Here is a 19,438-nt window from a genome sequence, read left to right as displayed (position 1 = left end):
CTGACGCGCAAGCAGGATGTGCTCACGGGTCTGAGGCATCGGGCCGTCAGCAGAAGACACAACAAGAATGCCGCCGTCCATCTGCGCTGCGCCGGTGATCATGTTCTTCACGTAGTCGGCGTGGCCAGGGCAATCAACGTGAGCGTAGTGACGGTTTTCCGTCTCATACTCAACGTGTGCCGTGGAGATGGTGATGCCGCGGGCCTTTTCTTCAGGCGCGCCATCGATCTCGTCATAGGCCTTCGCAGTCGCTCCGCCAGCCTCGGCAAGCGTCATCGTGATTGCAGCAGTCAGCGTCGTCTTGCCGTGGTCAACGTGGCCAATCGTGCCAATGTTGACGTGCGGCTTGTTGCGCTCAAATTTTTCTTTCGCCATCGGATTACTCCGTTTCTCTAATTCTTATTAAACTTCAAGAGGTCGGGATCAGGCGTATTTCGCCTGAACCTCTTCGGCGACAGCCTGCGGCACCTGCTCGTAGTGATCGAACACCATCGAATATTGTGCGCGGCCCTGAGACATGGAACGCAAGTTATTCACATAGCCAAACATGTTGGCCAGCGGAACCATTGCGGTAATGACGGTTACAATGCCCCGGTTTTCCGTGCCCGCGATCTGACCGCGGCGGGAGTTCAGGTCACCGATAACATCGCCCATGTAGTCTTCGGGGGTAACAACCTCGACCTTCATGACCGGCTCCAGGAGCTTAGGTCCAGCCTTGGCAATACCTTCACGGAAACCGGCACGGCCGGCGATTTCAAAGGCAAGAACCGAAGAGTCAACGTCGTGGTATGCACCGTCGGTCAGGGTTGCCTTGATGTCGAGCATCGGGAAGCCTGCCAGCGGACCGGAAGACATAACGCTTTCGATACCCTTGGTGACACCTGGGATGTATTCCTTCGGAACCGAACCACCGACAATCTTGCTCTCGAACACGTAGCCTTCGTTCGGCTCGGCCGGCTCGATCGTGAGTTTGACGCGGGCGAACTGACCCGAACCACCGGACTGCTTCTTGTGGGTATAGTCCACTTCAGCAACCTTGGTGATGGTTTCGCGGTAAGCAACCTGCGGCGCACCAATGTTCGCCTCAACCTTGAACTCACGCTTCATGCGGTCAACAAGGATGTCGAGGTGCAATTCACCCATTCCGGCGATGATCGTCTGACCGGACTCTTCGTCGGTCTTCACGCGGAAGGACGGATCCTCAGCAGCCAGGCGGTTCAGGGCAAGACCCATCTTTTCCTGGTCAGCCTTGGTTTTCGGCTCGATCGCGATCTCAATAACCGGCTCGGGGAACTCCATGCGCTCCAGAATCACCGGCTTCAACGGGTCACACAATGTGTCACCTGTCGTGGTGTCCTTAAGGCCCGCGATCGCAACGATGTCACCAGCATAAGCCACATCGATGTCTTCGCGGGAGTTGGAGTGCATCTGCATCATGCGGCCAACACGCTCACGCTTTTCCTTGACGGTGTTGAGCAGGGAAACGCCCTTGTTCAATACACCGGAGTAAATGCGGCAGAATGTCAGCGAACCAACAAATGGATCGTTCGCAATCTTGAACGCGAGCAAGCCGAGCGGCTCTTCGTCGCTGGACTTGCGGACCATTTCTTCGTCGGTCTTTGGATCGATGCCACGGATGTCTTTAACTTCAACCGGGCTCGGTAGATAATCGACAACCGCATCAAGAAGCGGCTGAACGCCTTTGTTCTTGAATGCAGAACCGCAGAAGACCGGAACGAAGTCGTTGTTGATCGTACCCTTGCGGATCAGCTGCTTCAGCTTCTCTATGGAAGGTTCCTCACCTTCCAGATAGGCTTCCATCGCTTCTTCGTCGATCTCGACAGCTGTTTCGATCAAAGCATCGCGCGCTGTCTGAGCCTTTTCCTGCAGCTCAGCAGGAATATCGACGACGTCCCATGCGGCACCGAGGTTTTCGGACTGCCAGATAAGCGCCTTCATTTCAAGCAGATCGATGACACCGGCGAATTCGTTTTCCGCACCGACGTTCAACTGCATGACAAGCGGCGTGCAGCCAAGGCGCTTTTCGATCATTTCGACGCAGCGGTCGAAATCGGCACCGAGCTTGTCCATCTTGTTGACGAAGATCATCCGCGGAACAGCGTACTTGTCGGCCTGACGCCAAACAGTCTCTGTCTGCGGCTCAACACCGGCGTTGGCGTCCAGAAGAGCAACAGCGCCATCGAGAACACGCAGGGACCGCTCAACTTCAATGGTGAAGTCCACGTGACCTGGTGTGTCGATGATGTTCAGGCGCTTTTCTTTCCAGAAAGCTGTCGTTGCAGCGGAGGTAATGGTAATGCCCCGCTCCTGCTCCTGCTCCATCCAGTCCATGGTGGCTGCGCCATCATGCACTTCGCCAATCTTGTGGCTCTTACCGGTGTAGTAAAGGATCCGTTCCGTCGTCGTGGTCTTACCCGCATCAATGTGCGCCATGATGCCGAAGTTACGGTAGTCCTCGATTTTATGCGTGCGCGCCATAGCGTCAGCCCTTCGAAGTCACAATTACCAGCGATAGTGCGAGAATGCCCGGTTGGCGTCTGCCATGCGGTGCGTATCTTCGCGCTTCTTAACTGCGGTACCACGGTTGTTTGCTGCGTCGAGCATTTCGCCGGAAAGGCGGTCAACCATAGTGGTTTCGTTGCGGTTGCGAGCCGCAGTGATCAGCCAGCGGATAGCCAGAGCCTGACGGCGCTCGGAGCGAACCTCGACAGGAACCTGGTAGGTCGCACCACCAACACGGCGGGAGCGCACTTCTACCTGCGGCATGACATTTTCCAGAGCCGCATGAAACACCTCGATCGGGTTTTCGCGGATCTTGTTCTCGATAACATCGAATGCACCGTAAACGATGCGTTCTGCGGTCGACTTCTTACCGTGATACATGATTGCGTTCATGAACTTGGTAACGACCATGTCCCCGAACTTTGGATCCGGGTTGATTTCGCGTTTTTCTGCGCGGTGACGACGGGACATCTAATGTGCTCCTTACTTCGGCCGCTTCGCGCCGTACTTCGAACGGCGCTGCTTGCGATCCTTGACGCCCTGGGTATCGAGCACACCACGGATGATGTGGTAGCGCACACCCGGCAAGTCCTTCACGCGGCCGCCGCGGATCATCACCACCGAGTGCTCCTGAAGGTTGTGGCCTTCACCCGGGATGTATCCAATTACCTCAAAGCCGTTCGTCAGGCGGATCTTGGCCACCTTACGCAAAGCCGAGTTCGGCTTTTTCGGCGTCGTCGTGTAAACGCGCGTACAAACGCCACGTTTTTGCGGGCAGGCCTCCATGGCCGGCACCTTGTTCCGCTTCGGCGGGTCTTTCCGCGGCTTGCGGATCAGCTGGTTGATGGTCGGCATTCTGTGCCCTTTACCTCGTCCATCCAAAAATTCGTATGCAACTGCAGTCCTCGCAGATCCTGACATGCAGAATCGCACCCGCACGCTCCTGAAAGAGCGGCTGGCGCTGCGAAAAACCAGAGGACCACGAGTTACCTCGCGGTCATGCAATCGACGCGTATTCGCCTATATGAACCCGGCAGCGTTTAAGTTCGTTTGGTCCGGCGCTTTTGGCGCGCTGGACAGCTTCGTACTTACCGCCTGCCTTCGGGATGCGCGGAAACTACTCACATGCACCCTTTGCGTCAAGCGCTTTGTCGAAAAAACCGCAAATCCGCGCTTGAGCATTGATGCGCCACATATTCCGTATGTTTTTGACAGATTTTTTTATTTTTATTGCGTCGGAGGCCCGGACGGCTTTCCATTTGATATTTGTACGGGATCCGATTGGTTGACCAATTATGAATCAAACCTTTCAGACCCGATTCATTTTACGACATACCCGCTGCGGAGATTCTGCATAGCCTCCGCAGCGGGCAGGACAGAGCCCGGTTTTCCATCAGCCTCAAGCTGCCGCAACGGATTTCAGGAACTGTTCGACCTCACTCTCCAGACGGGCTGCATACTCGGCAACATCGTCCGCCCCCCGCAGGACGGTTTCGGATCCGGTGTCCGTTTTGTCCGAAGACAGAACGACCTGTTCCATCTCCGTATTTGCTTCCTGCGTGCCTTTCACCGCGGACGCTACATTTTCAGCAATCGATTCTGTAGCCGTTTCCTGTTGGGTGATCGAAGCTGCAATAGCAGTGGTGTATTCGGTCACATTTTCGATGCGGTTGGTGATCTCGTCGATGGCCGACACCGCCTCCTTGGTCGAATCCTGGATATCCGCAATCTGAGTGCTGATCTCTTCGGTTGCCTTGGCGGTTTGAGTAGCGAGCTCCTTCACCTCCGCAGCGACAACAGCGAAACCTTTACCCGCCTCGCCTGCCCGCGCAGCTTCGATGGTTGCGTTGAGTGCAAGCAGGTTGGTTTGTTCGGCAATGGCTTGGATCAGAGTCACCACTTCACCGATTTTCAGCGCTGCGTTCGACAAGCTGGCGACCTTGTCGTTAGAGACTTCCGCCGCCTTGGTCGCGCTGGCGACCCCTTCCGTCGTCTTGACAACCTGACCACTGATTTCCCGGATTGCATAGGACAGCTCCTGGGCGGCTGCGGCGCTGGTTTCGATGTTGCCATTGGCTGTCTGGGCGGCGGTTCGGGCACTTCGCGCCCGTCCGGACGCCTCCTCGGCAAGGCTCGACAAATCCTGGGCGACATCACGCATGGAGGTGACCTTTTCTCCCACTTGTCCCAGAACGCCGCTGACTGTTTTTCGGAAGCCGTCAATCAACCGCTCTACTGTTTTCTGTCGGTCACGCTGAACATCAGCAGCAATCTGCGCCTCTTCCGACAGCCGCTGTTGATCGACGATTTGATCACGGAAGGCAGCAACAGCCCGCGCTACGGTCCCTATTTCGTCTTTTCGGTCTGCGGCGGAGAAAAACACTTCCGTGTTTCCAGAGGCCAGTTCCTGTGCCTCCTCGACGGTGCGCGCCAGCGGCCTTGTGATAGACTGGATAAGAACATACGACAGACCGCCCAACACGAGCACCAGAACAACAGCCACGCCAGCGAGGCGGATCATGTTTTGCTGGAACGCCTTTTCAATGTCATCGACATAGACGCCGGTTCCGATGACCCAGTTCCAGGGCGCGTACAGCTTTACATAAGCTGTCTTTCCGGCCGGCTCATCGGAATTCGGGCGACGCCACACATAGTCATGGAAGCCACCGTCTCCCTGTCTCGCGGCTCTGTCCAGAGCCGGCAAGGTGCTTGTCCCAAATCGTTGGATCAATTCGGTTGTCGGCACACCTTCCAGATCAGGGCGCGCCGGATGCATGATAACAGCATCCCCACCATCGTTGATGAAGATATAGTTCCCATTGTCATAACGCATGCCCCGGACGGCTTCCTTGGCCAACTCCTGCGCACGTTCTTCCGAAAACTCGCCGGCTCGGCTGCGCTCATGATAGGACGCAACGGTGTTCGTAACCCCTTCGATCATGTGCTCCAACCCCATGCGGCGGCCCTCAAACGACCGTGCCCGGTCCTGATAAGCGGCCGCAGCCAGAACACCCATCAATGCAACAAAAACCAAGCTCATCAGGAGCCCGAGCCGGACCCCTACCGTAACACTGCGGAACATGGAGCACCCCTTTAAATCATCAACCTAAGGTAGATAATCCGGGGATTGAACTTAACGCCGCGTAAAATTTCAAGCTTATCTTGTGCGTTTTAGATCGTATTTTCGCACTTGAGAAATAATTCGACCTTCAATTAAAAATATTTTCCTGCAGTATTACCACAATTATTTTTCGTGGATACCGTTAAGACATCTGCATTTCTACGAGGATAGGATTTTATTCAGTCACGCCGGGTTACGACCGCGACATTTCCCGATAGCGCGTCTTGATAGGCCCCTTCGTAGACAGGGTCATCAGGCTCTCCATCCATGACGCCGATCTGATCGAGTTCAGCCTCTGCAAAGCCTTGGCTTGATAGTGCCTCAAGCGTCCTGCGCACGGCATCATCGTCGTCAGGCGCCTTCAAAAGCACATGAACCGGTATCGCCGCATCCGGGTCACCATCTTCATTTTCCCAAACGCGCCCGATCACAATATAGACTGTCGGATCGAGATCCTGATCATTGTCATTCATCATCTTTTCCTGCGAATAAGATAAAGGCCGCCCGGAGGCGGCCTTTTTTGATCAATCTGCAAACAACCGTTTATTCGGCTGCACCGCTCATATCTTCCAGAAGGCCTTCTGCCGCGCTGTCCGAAGACTGCGAGCGCTGTGCTTCCTGAATCAGGTCGTCCCGGTGGCTCGCAATTTTGCGGATCCGCTTCATCACACCGCCGGTTCCGGCCGGGATCAAGCGGCCGACAATGACGTTTTCCTTGAGACCGACCAGCGGGTCCGTTTTCCCGTTGACCGCCGCATCGGTAAGAACGCGTGTCGTCTCCTGGAACGAAGCCGCAGAGAAGAACGAGCGTGTCTGCAACGACGCCTTGGTGATGCCGAGGAGAACCGGGTTGCCCTTTGCAGGATCCCGCGCCTCGTCAATCGCCTTCTGGTTCGCCTCTTCAAAGTCAAGCCGGTCAACCTGCTCGCCTGGGAAGAATTCGGTATCTCCGGATTCGGTGATCTCGATCTTCTGGAGCATCTGACGGACAATCACTTCGATGTGCTTGTCGTTGATGGTCACGCCCTGCAGACGGTAGACTTCCTGGATCTCGTTGACGAGGTAGGCAGCCAGTGCCTCAACGCCCTTAACGGCCAGAATGTCGTGCGGTGCCGGGTTACCGTCGAGGATGTACTCACCCTTTTCAATGGCATCGCCTTCCTGGAGATGGAAATGCTTGCCCTTCGGGATGAGGTATTCGACTGGCTCCAGCCCGTCCTCTGCCGGATCGATGATGATGCGGCGCTTGTTCTTATAGTCGCGGCCGAAGCGGATCGTACCGGAGATTTCGGCAATGATCGCATGATCCTTCGGACGGCGAGCCTCGAACAATTCCGCAACACGCGGCAGACCACCGGTGATGTCCTTGGTCTTGGCGCTTTCCAGCGGAATACGCGCAAGAACGTCACCGGCCTTGACCGAGTTACCCGGCTGAACAGACAGGATCGCATCCACGGAGAGCAACAAGCGGGCGTCGGAGCCACGCTGGTTCTTCGAGATAGCGCCCTTGGCGTCCTTGATTACGATGGCCGGCTTCAAATCGGCGCCACGCTGCGATGACCGCCAGTCGATGACGACACGCTTGGTGATACCGGTTGCCTCATCGGCGGTTTCCTGAACCGAAGCACCGTCGATAAGGTCTTCAAAGTCCACGACACCATCGACTTCAGCCAGCATCGGACGGGTATACGGATCCCACTCAGCGATCCGTTGCCCACGCTTGACGGCATCGCCATCGTCGACATGCAGCTTGGAACCGTAGGTGATCCGGTGAACAGCCCGCTCGTTGCCGTCGCTATCTGTGACGACGATCGACATGTTGCGGACCATGGCAATCAGATTGCCATCCGAGTCGCGCTGAACCGACCGGTTGCGGATCTTCACCGTGCCATCGACGTTGGACTCGATGAACGATGAATCGACAACCTGCGCCGTACCACCAATGTGGAACGTCCGCATGGTCAGCTGGGTGCCAGGCTCACCGATCGACTGCGCGGCGATGACGCCGACCGCTTCGCCCATGTTCACGGGTGTACCGCGGGCAAGGTCACGGCCGTAGCAGGTCGCACAGACACCGGTCTCGGTTTCACAGGTCAGAACCGAACGGATCTTGATCTGCTGAACCTTGGCAGCCTCGATTGCATCAACATCTTTCTCGTCAATCAAGCGCCCTTTCGGGATCAGCAGCTCACCGGTCTGGTGATTGTAGACGTCTTCGGCGGTTGTCCGGCCGAGAACGCGCATACCCAGAGAGGCGATGACGTTGCCGGCATCGACGATCGGTGCCACGGTAATGCCGCGCTCGGACCCGCAATCCTGTTCAAGGATGATCGAATCCTGCGCAACGTCCACAAGACGGCGGGTCAGGTAACCGGAGTTCGCAGTCTTCAACGCCGTGTCGGCCAGACCCTTACGGGCACCGTGTGTGGAGTTGAAGTACTCGAGAACCGAGAGACCCTCTTTAAAGTTCGAGATGATCGGGTTCTCGATGATCTCGCCGGATGGCTTGGCCATCAGACCACGCATACCCGCCAGCTGTTTCATCTGCTGAGGCGACCCACGCGCCCCGGAGTGAGACATCATGTAAACCGAGTTCATCGGCTTCTGACGCCCGGTCTCCTCATCGATCTGGACCGCCTTAATGCGGGCCATCATCTCGTCAGCAATCTTGTCGGTACATTTCGCCCAGGCGTCGACAACCTTGTTGTACTTCTCGCCCTGTGTGATCAGACCATCATTATACTGCTGTTCGTATTCGGTGACGAGCGCAGAGGTCTGGGACACAAGATCAGTCTTGGTGTCCGGGATGACCATGTCGTCCATACCAAACGAAATGCCGGCGTTACAGGCATTCTTGAAGCCGAGCTGCATGATCCGGTCACAGAAGATGACCGTCTCCTTCTGACCGCAAGCACGGTAAACCGTGTCGATCATCTTGGAGATGTCCTTCTTGGTCATCAGCTTGTTGGCAACATCAAACGGCACTTCGTGATGCTTGGGCAGAAGCTCTGCGATCAGCATGCGGCCCGGAGTCGTCTCGATGATTTCCGATGTCGGATTGCCGTCGGCATCGATCGACCGGTAACGGCCCTTGATCTTGGAGTGCAGGGTGATGACCTTGTTCTCAAGCGCATGGTGGATCTCACCAATGTCACCAAAGGCCATCCCTTCGCCCGGCTCACCTTCCGCCATGATCGACAGATAGTAGAGACCGAGAACGATATCCTGCGACGGCACAATGATCGGGCCACCGTTAGCCGGGTGCAGAATGTTGTTCGTGGACATCATCAGCGTCCGCGCTTCCAGCTGTGCTTCGAGCGACAGCGGAACGTGAACAGCCATCTGGTCACCGTCGAAGTCAGCGTTGAACGCGGAACAAACGAGCGGGTGCAGCTGGATCGCCTTGCCTTCAATCAGGGTCGGTTCGAACGCCTGAATGCCAAGACGGTGAAGCGTCGGCGCGCGGTTCAGGAGAACCGGGTGCTCGCGGATCACCTCATCCAGGATATCCCAGACCTCCGGGCGTTCTTTTTCAACCAGCTTCTTCGCCTGCTTGACGGTCGAAGAGAAGCCCTTGGCGTCGAGGCGCGAGTAAATGAATGGCTTGAACAGCTCAAGCGCCATCTTCTTCGGCAAACCACACTGGTGTAGCTTCAGTTCCGGACCCACGGTAATCACCGAACGGCCGGAATAGTCGACGCGTTTACCCAGAAGGTTTTGACGGAAGCGGCCCTGCTTGCCTTTCAGCATATCGGACAGCGACTTCAGCGGACGCTTGTTGGCGCCGGTGATGACGCGGCCGCGGCGCCCGTTGTCGAACAGCGCGTCAACGGATTCCTGAAGCATGCGCTTTTCGTTCCGGATGATGATATCCGGAGCACGCAATTCCATCAGGCGGCGCAGACGGTTGTTCCGGTTGATCACGCGGCGGTACAGATCATTCAGATCCGATGTCGCAAACCGGCCACCATCGAGCGGAACGAGCGGGCGTAGATCCGGTGGAATGACCGGAACAACGGTCATGATCATCCATTCCGGACGGTTGCCCGATTCCATGAAGGCTTCGATGACCTTCAAACGCTTGGCCAGCTTCTTCGGCTTCAGCTCTGTGGTTGCTTCGGCAATTTCCTGACGCAGCTTTTCAGACTCGCGCTCGAGATCCATCGACATCAGGATCTCGCGGATTGCTTCCGCGCCGATCATGGCCGTGAAGGCGTCTTCGCCATACTCGTCCTGAGCGGCGACATAGTCTTCTTCAGACAGAAGCTGATGCTGCTTGAGCGGGGTAAGGCCCGGCTCCAGAACAACATAGTTCTCGAAATAAAGAACGCGTTCCAGATCCTTCAGAGTCATGTCGAGCAGCAGGCCAATGCGGCTTGGCAGAGACTTCAGGAACCAGATATGCGCAACCGGTGCGGCCAGCTCGATGTGGCCCATACGCTCACGGCGCACGCGCGACAAGGTAACTTCAACGCCACACTTCTCACAAATGACGCCTTTGTATTTCATGCGCTTATATTTGCCGCAAAGACACTCATAGTCCTTGATCGGGCCAAAGATGCGCGCGCAGAACAGGCCGTCGCGTTCCGGCTTGAACGTCCGGTAGTTGATTGTTTCCGGCTTTTTGATTTCGCCGAAAGACCAAGACATGATCTTTTCCGGGCTCGCGAGGGAAATCCGGATATTGTCGAAGGTCTGTGTGGGAGCCTGTTGATTGAACAGGTTCATGACCTCATGATTCATGGTCTATCTCCTTCGATGCATGGCGAGGGAGCGCGCCCGTGGCGCCCTCCCCGTAAACCAGCATTGCAAGTGTAATATCGGTCTTCTTCATGCTCAGAAGTTACTCCGCCGCGTCCGCGGTCGGCTCTTCTGTGATCTGGGGCTGGTCGGTGCGCTGCAACTCGACATTCAGACCCAAAGACCGCATTTCCTTCACAAGAACGTTAAAGCTTTCCGGGATGCCCGCTTCGAACGTATCGTCGCCGCGGACGATGGCCTCGTAGACCTTGGTCCGGCCGGCCACGTCGTCCGACTTCACAGTGAGCATTTCCTGCAGCGTGTAAGCTGCCCCGTAAGCTTCAAGCGCCCAGACCTCCATTTCCCCGAAGCGCTGACCGCCAAACTGCGCTTTACCACCAAGCGGCTGCTGGGTGACGAGCGAGTACGGGCCAATCGAACGGGCGTGGATCTTGTCATCGACCAAGTGGTGCAGCTTCAACATGTAAATGTATCCGACAGTCACCTTGCGGTCGAACTCTTCGCCGGTCCGGCCGTCATAGAGTACGGACTGGCCACTGGTATCGAATTCGGCGATTTTCAGCGCCTCGACGACATCGGGCTCACGGGCACCGTCGAACACCGGCGTGGCGATCGAAACACCTTTTTTGAGCTGTTCGGCGAGGCGGACAATGCCCTCATCGTCGAAATCCTTGACATTGTCGCCTTTGGCGTTGTCGCCATAGACTTCGATGACCTTGCCGCGCAGGTTTTCGATCTCGCCGCTTTTCCGGTACTCGTCATACATTTCACCGATGCGCAAGCCCATGCCGCGGCAGGCCCAACCCATATGGGTTTCAAGGATCTGACCAACGTTCATGCGCGACGGAACGCCGAGCGGGTTGAGAACGATGTCGACGTGCGTGCCATCTTCGAGGAACGGCATGTCTTCACATGGGTTGATCTTGGAGACCACGCCCTTGTTGCCGTGACGGCCGGCCATCTTGTCGCCCGGCTGCAGCTTGCGTTTCACCGCAACGAAGACCTTGACCATCTTCATGACGCCCGGCGGCAATTCGTCACCGCGCTGCAGCTTCTCGACCTTGTCGATAAACCGCTGCTCGAGACGCTTGCGGCTGTCGTCATACTGACCGCGCAGAGCTTCGATCTCGGACATGAACTTCTCGTCGTCCGTGGCGAACTGCCACCACTGCGACCGCGGGAAGTCGTTCAAGACATCGCCGTCCAGAACCGTGTCTTTTTTGAAACCCTTCGGACCTGCGACAGCTGTCTTGTCCATCAGCATCTCGGCCAGGCGGCCGTAGACGTTGCGGTCAAGAATTGCCTGCTCGTCGTCACGGTCTTTTGCAAGACGCTCGATTTCCTCGCGCTCAATGGCCATCGCGCGCTCGTCTTTTTCAACGCCATGGCGGTTGAAGACGCGCACTTCCACGACCGTTCCGGACACACCCGGCGGCAAGCGCAAGGACGTGTCGCGCACGTCAGACGCCTTTTCACCGAAGATGGCACGCAGAAGTTTTTCTTCCGGAGTCATCGGGCTTTCGCCCTTCGGTGTGATCTTGCCGACAAGGATATCGCCCGGGTTCAGCTCGGCACCTATGTAAACGATGCCGGCTTCATCGAGGTTTTTCAGAGCCTCTTCCGAAACGTTCGGAATATCACGGGTGATTTCTTCCGGGCCAAGCTTGGTGTCACGCGCCATCACTTCGAATTCCTCGAGGTGGATGGAGGTGAAGACATCGTCAGACACGATGCGCTCGGACAGAAGGATCGAATCCTCGAAGTTGTAGCCATTCCAGGGCATGAACGCGACAAGTACGTTCCGGCCGAGCGCCAGATCACCGAGGTCCGTCGAAGGCCCGTCTGCGATGATATCGCCCTTATGGACCTTGTCGCCGACACGCACCAGCGGACGCTGGTTGATGCAGGTATTCTGGTTGGAACGCTGGAACTTCATCAACCGGTAAATATCAACGCCGGACTTGCCCGGGTCGAGTTCTTCGGTTGCACGGATAACGATACGGGTCGCATCCACCTGGTCAACGACACCTGCCCGGCGAGCCCCGATGGCGGCGCCTGAATCGCGTGCCACGATCGGCTCCATGCCGGTTCCGACAAATGGGGCTTCTGCCCGCACCAGAGGCACGGCTTGACGCTGCATGTTCGAGCCCATCAGAGCGCGGTTCGCGTCGTCGTTTTCCAGGAACGGAATCAACGCGGCGGCGACCGAAACAAGCTGCTTCGGCGACACGTCCATGAGGTCGACCTTCTCGGAAGGTACCATCATGTTTTCACCGGCGTGACGGCAGGTGATCAGCTCTTCGGTAAAGCGGCCATTGTCATCATACACAGCGTTGGACTGCGCGACATAGTGCTTGGCCTCTTCCATCGCGGAGAGATAGACCACATCGTTCGTTACGGCGCCGTCCTTCACTTTGCGGTACGGGCTCTCAATGAAACCGTACTTGTTCACGCGGGCGAACGTTGCAAGGGAGTTGATCAGACCGATGTTCGGACCTTCCGGGGTCTCAATCGGGCAAATACGTCCGTAGTGCGTTGGGTGAACGTCGCGAACCTCAAAGCCCGCACGCTCACGGGTCAGGCCGCCCGGCCCAAGAGCCGACAAGCGGCGCTTGTGGGTGACTTCCGACAGTGGGTTGGTCTGGTCCATGAACTGCGACAGCTGCGAGGAGCCGAAGAATTCGCGAACAGCAGCAGCAGCAGGCTTCGCATTGATCAGATCCTGCGGCATGACAGTATCGATCTCAACGGAGCTCATTCGCTCCTTGATCGCACGTTCCATGCGCAACAGGCCGACGCGGTATTGGTTTTCCATCAACTCACCGACAGAGCGAACACGGCGGTTGCCCAAGTTGTCGATGTCGTCGATTTCGCCCTTGCCGTCGCGCAGTTCGAGCAGCACGCGGATCACTTCGAGGATGTCTTCCTTGCGCAGAACACGCACAGTGTCTTCCGCGTCCACGTCAAGGCGCATGTTCATCTTGACGCGACCGACAGCCGACAGGTCGTAGCGCTCCTCGTCGAAGAACAGCGACTGGAACATGGCCTCGGCCGTGTCGATGGTGGGCGGCTCACCCGGACGCATGACGCGGTAGATATCGAATAGCGCATCCTCTCGGGATTCGTTCTTATCGACATTCAGCGTGTTGCGGATATAAGGTCCGGTTGTGATGTGGTCGATGTCCAGGATGGGCAACTCGTCATAGCCACGCTCGACCAGTTCTTCCAGAACTTTGCCAGTCAGTTCATCCCCGGCTTCGGCGTAAATTTCACCTGAGGCCGGGTCGACCATGTCTTCAGCAAGATACTGGCCATGGAGATCTTCGTCAGTCACCTTCAGTGCAGTGACGCCCTTTTCGGACAACTGCTTGATGGTGCGCGCGGTGATCTTGCGGCCGCCTTCAACCACGACGTCGCCGCTATCGGCATCAACCAGGTCATAAGAGGCTTTGGTGCCTTTCAAGCGGTCCGCATCAAACGGCATGCGCCAGGAACCGTCGTTCTGGCGGGTGTAGTCAACACGCTTGTAAAAGGTGTTGAGGACCTCTTCACCGTCGAGCCCGAGAGCCATCAGCAGCGATGTTACCGGGATCTTGCGGCGGCGATCGATACGCGCGTGGACGATGTCCTTTGCGTCAAATTCGATGTCAAGCCAGGAGCCGCGGTAAGGAATGACGCGCGCGGCAAACAGAAGCTTGCCGGAGGAATGGGTCTTGCCTTTGTCGTGATCGAAAAACACACCCGGTGAGCGGTGCATCTGGGAGACGATTACGCGCTCTGTGCCATTGACAATGAAGGTGCCGTTGTCGGTCATGAACGGCATGTCGCCCATGTAGACATCCTGCTCCTTGATGTCCTTCACGGACTTCGCGCCGGTATCTTCATCGACATCAAACACGATCAGGCGCAGCGTCACCTTCAACGGTGCGGCGAAGGTCATACCCCGTTGACGGCACTCGTCAACGTCATATTTTGGAGCTTCAAATTCGTAGGAAACAAATTCCAGAAGCGATGTGCCCGCGAAATCGGAAATTGGGAACACGGACTGGAATACGGCCTCAAGGCCTTCATTGATGCGGCCACCGCCCGGCATCTCGTCGACCTGAAGAAACTGGTCGTAGGATGCTTTTTGAACCTCGATGAGATTGGGCATTGCCGCGACATCGCGGATGGATCCGAAGTATTTACGGACCTTTTTGCGACCGTTGAACGTTTGGGTCATTGTCGCTCCTCGTATCGGCCGGGTAACGGCTGGCCGAAACGCCCCTTTTCCAATCGGGCATTCATGCCCGGGCGCTTCGGCTAACCGTCCCCCATATGATCAACCGGGCATGACGGGCCGGAGGCTGATCGGACATTGGGGTCTAAGACACGTAAAACCCGCCTCCGGGGAAGCGGCATGCCCTAGTGGGACGTATGCCCCGGACACGGGAAAACCCGCCGGGGCCAGGAAAGCGGTCCCAGCCAAGGCCGGGACCACCAACAGGGCAAAGCCCTTATTACTTCAGCTCTACAGAAGCACCAGCTTCTTCAAGCTTCTTCTTCAGCTCTTCAGCTTCTGCCTTCTCGACGCCTTCTTTAACCGCCTTCGGAGCGCCTTCTACGAGCTCTTTAGCTTCTTTCAGGCCAAGACCGGTAATCGCGCGGACTTCCTTGATCACGTTGATCTTCTTGTCGCCAGCGGAGGCCAGGATAACGTCGAATTCAGTCTGCTCTTCAGCAGCAGCAGCTTCGCCACCAGCAGCAGCAACACCAGCAACTGCAACAGGAGCAGCGGCGGAAACGCCCCACTTCTCTTCCAGAAGCTTGGACAGTTCAGCTGCTTCCATGACGGTCAGCGAGGACAGTTCTTCTACGAGCTTTTCAAGATCAGCCATTTTTCAGTACCTTAAGTTCGAACCAATTGTTTGGTTGTGAGACAGTGTGTTTGGTCGCCTTATGCGGCCTTGTCCTTCTCGGCATACGCGTTGAAGACGCGGGCGAGCTGCCCGGCCGGCGCGTTGACAACCTGTGCAATGCGGGATGCCGGGGTCTGGATCATGCCGACCAGCTTTGCACGCAGCTCATCGAGCGACGGCATCGTGGCCAGAGACTTAACTCCATCCGCATTCAGGTTGGTGGAACCGAGAGCACCACCGAGGACGACGAGTTTGTCGTTGCCCTTGGCAAAATCCACGACCGCTTTCGGGGCAGCAACCGGATCGTCCGAATAGGCGATCAGGGTTGGTCCCTGGAAGAGATCGGAAATGTGCTCCATTTCCGTGCCTTGAAGGGCAAGTTTCACAAGGCGGTTTTTTGCGACTTTTACAGAACCGCCGGCTTCACGCATCTGAGCCCGCAGGGCTGTCATTTGCGCAACCGAAAGACCTGCATAGTGCGCGACGACAACGACGCCGGTTCCACCCAGCTCTTCGTTCAGAGACGTCACGAACTCGTGCTTTTCCGCTCTTTCCACTTGCCTTCTCCATTTGATGGCATTGCTGCCACCGGTTTGCCTTTGCCGCTCGCGTTCGGTCCCGAACCCGGGAACGTCCACAAACGACGCTCAGGGTCCTGTCCCCTCGACACACGCGGCGCGCGCGGCAAGGCACTGGTTCGAACCGTTTCTTCCTTTCGGAAGTGATCGGGTCCTCACCTATCTATGCAGGCCTTTGCTGGCTTAAGCCGGTTTCCCGACACCTGCAGTCTCGGACAGGGCAACCCGGCAGTTACCCGCCGGGTCTATTCAGCCGTTTGACCGGCCGAAATCTTGTTACGCTCCGGAGGAAACTCCGGATTATTCGGCGACACTCGCCAGATCGACCTTGACACCAGGGCCCATGGTCGAGGAAACGGCGATACGACGCATGTAGGTGCCTTTGGCGCCAGTCGGCTTCGCCTTTTGAACCGCATCAACCAGCGCCTTGAAGTTCTGGGTCAGAGCTTCTTCGCTGAAAGAGACTTTGCCAACGCCAGCGTGCACGATGCCGGCTTTCTCGACGCGGAACTGAACCGCACCGCCCTTGGCATCATTGACAGCCTTGGTCACATCCGGGGTCACAGTGCCGACCTTCGGGTTCGGCATCATGCCGCGCGGGCCGAGCACCTTGCCGAGACGGCCAACCAGCGGCATCATGTCAGGCGTTGCAATGACGGTGTCAAAGTCGATGTTGCCGGACTGAACCTGCTCAACAAGATCTTCCGCGCCGACAATGTCTGCGCCTGCGGCCTTGGCTTCTTCGGCTTTGTCGCCGCGAGCAAACACCGCGACACGGACAGTTTTACCAGTACCGTTCGGCAGTACGCAAACGCCGCGGACCATCTGGTCGGCGTGGCGCGGATCAACACCAAGATTGATCGCCACTTCAACGGTCTCATCGAACTTAGTCTTGGCACGGTCCTTGATCAGGCTCAGCGCTTCGGACAGCGGGTACAGCTTGTTGCGGTCGATACCTTCACGAGCTGCGCCAATACGTTTTCCAACCTTCGCCATGATCTTACTCCGTGACCTCAAGACCCATGGACCGGGCAGAACCCTCGACCATCAGCATCGCTGCGTCGATATCGTTCGCGTTCAGGTCCTTCATCTTGGCTTCGGCGATTTCCTTCACCTGCGCCTTGGAAACAGAGGCAACCGTGCCTTTGCCCGGCGCTGTTGCGCCTTTTTGGATCTTCGCAGCCTTTTTCAAGAAAAAGCTGACCGGTGCGGTCTTCACTTCAAACGTGAAAGACTTATCCGAGTAATATGTGATCACGGTCGGGCACGGAGCACCCTTTTCAACGTCCTGCGTCTGCGCATTAAACGCTTTACAGAACTCCATGATGTTCAAGCCACGCTGACCGAGCGCCGGCCCAATGGGCGGGGACGGTGTCGCGGAGCCTGCAGGCACCTGAAGCTTCAGGAAACCTTGAATTTTCTTCGCCATTTACTCTCTCCAACAGTTCTAGACCTCGGCTGGAGGCCCTTTTTAAAGGAGCTGGTGGTCCGGCCATTTGGGACATCCCGGCGAAGAGAACCCTGACCTTCCACCTACCTTTTGCCATGCAGGACGCCCCGCCCGGCAAGCTTTGGTGCGTTTGCACCGCGATCAGAGCTTGTCGACCTGACCGAATTCCAGTTCCACCGGCGTTGCCCGGCCAAAGATAGACACAGCCACCTTCAAACGCGCCCGCTCGTCATCGACCTCTTCAACGAGACCTGAGAACGAAGCAAACGGCCCATCCGATACCCGCACCTGCTCGCCAACCTCAAAGCTGACCGACGGCTTCGGACGATCCACGCCTTCCTGAACCTGGTTCAGGATCTGCAGCGCCTCCCGCTCGGGGATCGGCATCGGCTTTTGATCAGCGCCGAGGAAACCTGTAACCTTCGGCGTGTTCTTGATCAGGTGAAACGCCTCATTGGTCATGTCCATCTTCACGAGGACATAACCTGGAAAAAACTTCCGCTCGGCATCGACCTTGCGGCCACGCCGAACCTCAACAACCTTTTCCATCGGAACAAGGATTTCTTCAAAAAGGTCGGACAGCCCTTGCTGCTCAGCCTTTTCGCGGATGGAATCGGCGACCTTTTTTTCGAAATTCGAATAGGCATGCACAATATACCAACGCTTGGCCATAAACCTTTGTTCCGCTTCTTCTTTATGCTTTTCCGGTTACCGCTACGTATGCGTTAGCTGCCAACGCCGAGCAGCAACCCAATTCCCCAGCTCATCAATTGATCGGCAAGCAAGAAGAAAATCGCTGCAATGACCACCATGATAAACACCATGACAGTCGTTACTGCGGTCTCGCGCCGTGTCGGCCAAGTGACTTTCGACACTTCGGACCGCACTTGCTGGATGAATGTAAAGGGATTGGTCTTCGCCATTCCGATTCCGGTCTGTTAAATGCGAGTGGGCGCGCGGAACAATCCGCGCGCCTCACCCGAGAAACCTAATTAAGCCCTCAGGAGCCAATGATCAAGAACAAAATGGCAGGGGCAGCAGGGTTCGAACCCGCGACCTGCGGTTTTGGAGACCGCCGCTCTACCAACTGAGCTATACCCCTACAATGCCGGACGGACCGGAATTTGTTCCTGATAGTCGCCCTGCCCTGAATTTGCAAGACCCGGCAACCAACTCACCGGGCCGGCTGGCGGCCCGGTGGAAAAATCATCTTATTCGATGATGGATGCGACGACGCCGGCGCCGACGGTGCGGCCACCTTCGCGGATCGCGAAGCGCAGGCCTTCTTCCATGGCGATCGGCACGATCAGCTCAACCTCGACAGACACGTTGTCGCCAGGCATCACCATTTCCGTGCCTTCCGGCAGGGACACGACACCGGTCACGTCCGTCGTGCGGAAGTAGAACTGCGGACGGTAGTTCGTGAAGAACGGCGTGTGACGGCCGCCTTCTTCCTTGGTGAGGATGTAAGCCTCAGCCTTGAACTTCGTGTGCGGGGTAACCGAACCCGGCTTACACAGAACCTGGCCACGCTCAACGTCTTCACGGCCAACACCGCGGATCAGCGCACCGATGTTGTCGCCAGCCTCGCCGCTGTCCAGCAGCTTGCGGAACATTTCAACGCCGGTCACAGTCGTCTTCTTGGTGTCGCGGATGCCGACGATCTCGACTTCCTCACCCACCTTGATGATGCCACGCTCAACACGGCCGGTCACAACTGTACCGCGGCCGGAGATCGAGAACACGTCTTCGATCGGCATCAGGAACGGCTGATCCTTCGGACGCTCTGGCGTCGGGATGTAGTCGTCAACCGCTGCCATCAGCTCACGGATCGCGTCACGGCCAATCGCCGGATCGCGGCTCTCGACAGCTGCCAGCGCAGAGCCCTTGACGATCGGAATGTCGTCGCCCGGGAACTCGTAGGAAGACAGAAGCTCACGGATTTCCATTTCGACAAGCTCGAGAAGCTCTTCGTCGTCGACCTGGTCAACCTTGTTCATGAACACGACAAGCGCCGGAACACCAACCTGACGCGCAAGCAGGATGTGCTCACGGGTCTGAGGCATCGGGCCGTCAGCAGAAGACACAACAAGAATGCCGCCGTCCA

At 57.0% G+C, this 19,438-nt stretch carries 15 protein-coding genes and 1 tRNA gene; all 16 read right to left on the bottom strand.

The genetic code is table 11. From position 1 onward, the window contains the following. A partial coding sequence (locus JM93_RS21460) for a GTP-binding protein (protein ID WP_208994999.1) occupies window positions 1–375 on the bottom strand: 375 nt, incomplete at its 3' end. Between the two features lie 48 nt (window positions 376–423). After that, a complete protein-coding gene (gene fusA, locus JM93_RS21455) occupies window positions 424–2,499 on the bottom strand; it encodes an elongation factor G (protein WP_145347725.1) in 2,076 nt (691 codons plus the stop codon). Between the two features lie 24 nt (window positions 2,500–2,523). Further along, entirely contained in the window at window positions 2,524–2,994 is a 471-nt protein-coding gene (rpsG, locus tag JM93_RS21450) for a 30S ribosomal protein S7 (RefSeq protein ID WP_145347723.1), read from the bottom strand. A gap of 12 nt (window positions 2,995–3,006) precedes the next feature. After that, window positions 3,007–3,378: a 30S ribosomal protein S12 gene (rpsL, locus tag JM93_RS21445; RefSeq protein WP_006936459.1), complete on the bottom strand. Its 372-nt coding sequence runs from the start codon at window positions 3,376–3,378 to the stop codon at window positions 3,007–3,009. Between the two features lie 544 nt (window positions 3,379–3,922). Continuing rightward, window positions 3,923–5,605, bottom strand: coding sequence for a methyl-accepting chemotaxis protein (locus tag JM93_RS21440; RefSeq protein WP_145347721.1), 1,683 nt, complete (start codon window positions 5,603–5,605; stop codon window positions 3,923–3,925). A 218-nt stretch (window positions 5,606–5,823) separates the two neighbouring features. Continuing rightward, the gene (locus JM93_RS21435) at window positions 5,824–6,117 is read right to left on the bottom strand and encodes a regulator (RefSeq protein ID WP_145347719.1); all 294 of its coding nucleotides are present in this window, start codon (window positions 6,115–6,117) and stop codon (window positions 5,824–5,826) included. 70 nt (window positions 6,118–6,187) lie between these two features. After that, window positions 6,188–10,387, bottom strand: a complete 4,200-nt coding sequence (rpoC, locus tag JM93_RS21430; protein WP_145347717.1) for a DNA-directed RNA polymerase subunit beta' — start codon at window positions 10,385–10,387, stop codon at window positions 6,188–6,190. 100 nt (window positions 10,388–10,487) lie between these two features. Then, entirely contained in the window at window positions 10,488–14,627 is a 4,140-nt protein-coding gene (rpoB, locus tag JM93_RS21425; RefSeq protein WP_145347715.1) for a DNA-directed RNA polymerase subunit beta, read from the bottom strand. Window positions 14,628–14,904: 277 nt separating this feature from the next. Beyond that, window positions 14,905–15,282, bottom strand: coding sequence for a 50S ribosomal protein L7/L12 (gene rplL, locus JM93_RS21420; RefSeq protein WP_145347713.1), 378 nt, complete (start codon window positions 15,280–15,282; stop codon window positions 14,905–14,907). A 59-nt stretch (window positions 15,283–15,341) separates the two neighbouring features. Beyond that, window positions 15,342–15,860, bottom strand: a complete 519-nt coding sequence (gene rplJ / locus JM93_RS21415) for a 50S ribosomal protein L10 (RefSeq protein ID WP_145347710.1) — start codon at window positions 15,858–15,860, stop codon at window positions 15,342–15,344. Between the two features lie 321 nt (window positions 15,861–16,181). Next, a complete protein-coding gene (gene rplA / locus JM93_RS21410) occupies window positions 16,182–16,877 on the bottom strand; it encodes a 50S ribosomal protein L1 (protein ID WP_145347708.1) in 696 nt (231 codons plus the stop codon). A 4-nt stretch (window positions 16,878–16,881) separates the two neighbouring features. Continuing rightward, the gene (gene rplK, locus JM93_RS21405; RefSeq protein WP_145347706.1) at window positions 16,882–17,310 is read right to left on the bottom strand and encodes a 50S ribosomal protein L11; all 429 of its coding nucleotides are present in this window, start codon (window positions 17,308–17,310) and stop codon (window positions 16,882–16,884) included. A 162-nt stretch (window positions 17,311–17,472) separates the two neighbouring features. Next, window positions 17,473–18,003: a transcription termination/antitermination protein NusG gene (nusG, locus tag JM93_RS21400; protein WP_145347704.1), complete on the bottom strand. Its 531-nt coding sequence runs from the start codon at window positions 18,001–18,003 to the stop codon at window positions 17,473–17,475. Window positions 18,004–18,056: 53 nt separating this feature from the next. After that, window positions 18,057–18,254, bottom strand: coding sequence for a preprotein translocase subunit SecE (secE, locus tag JM93_RS21395; RefSeq protein WP_145347703.1), 198 nt, complete (start codon window positions 18,252–18,254; stop codon window positions 18,057–18,059). Between the two features lie 103 nt (window positions 18,255–18,357). Next, window positions 18,358–18,433: transfer RNA gene (locus tag JM93_RS21390), tRNA-Trp, on the bottom strand. A 109-nt stretch (window positions 18,434–18,542) separates the two neighbouring features. Further along, window positions 18,543–19,438, bottom strand: an 896-nt coding sequence (gene tuf / locus JM93_RS21385) for an elongation factor Tu (protein WP_145347701.1), incomplete at its 5' end; no start/stop codon positions are given.

The sequence above is a fragment of the Roseibium hamelinense genome (genome assembly GCF_007830545.1).
GTDB classification, from domain to species: Bacteria; Pseudomonadota; Alphaproteobacteria; order Rhizobiales; family Stappiaceae; genus Roseibium; species Roseibium hamelinense.
The sequence above is the reverse complement of the archived record's forward strand: the minus strand, read 5'-3'. Positions and strand labels throughout refer to the sequence as shown.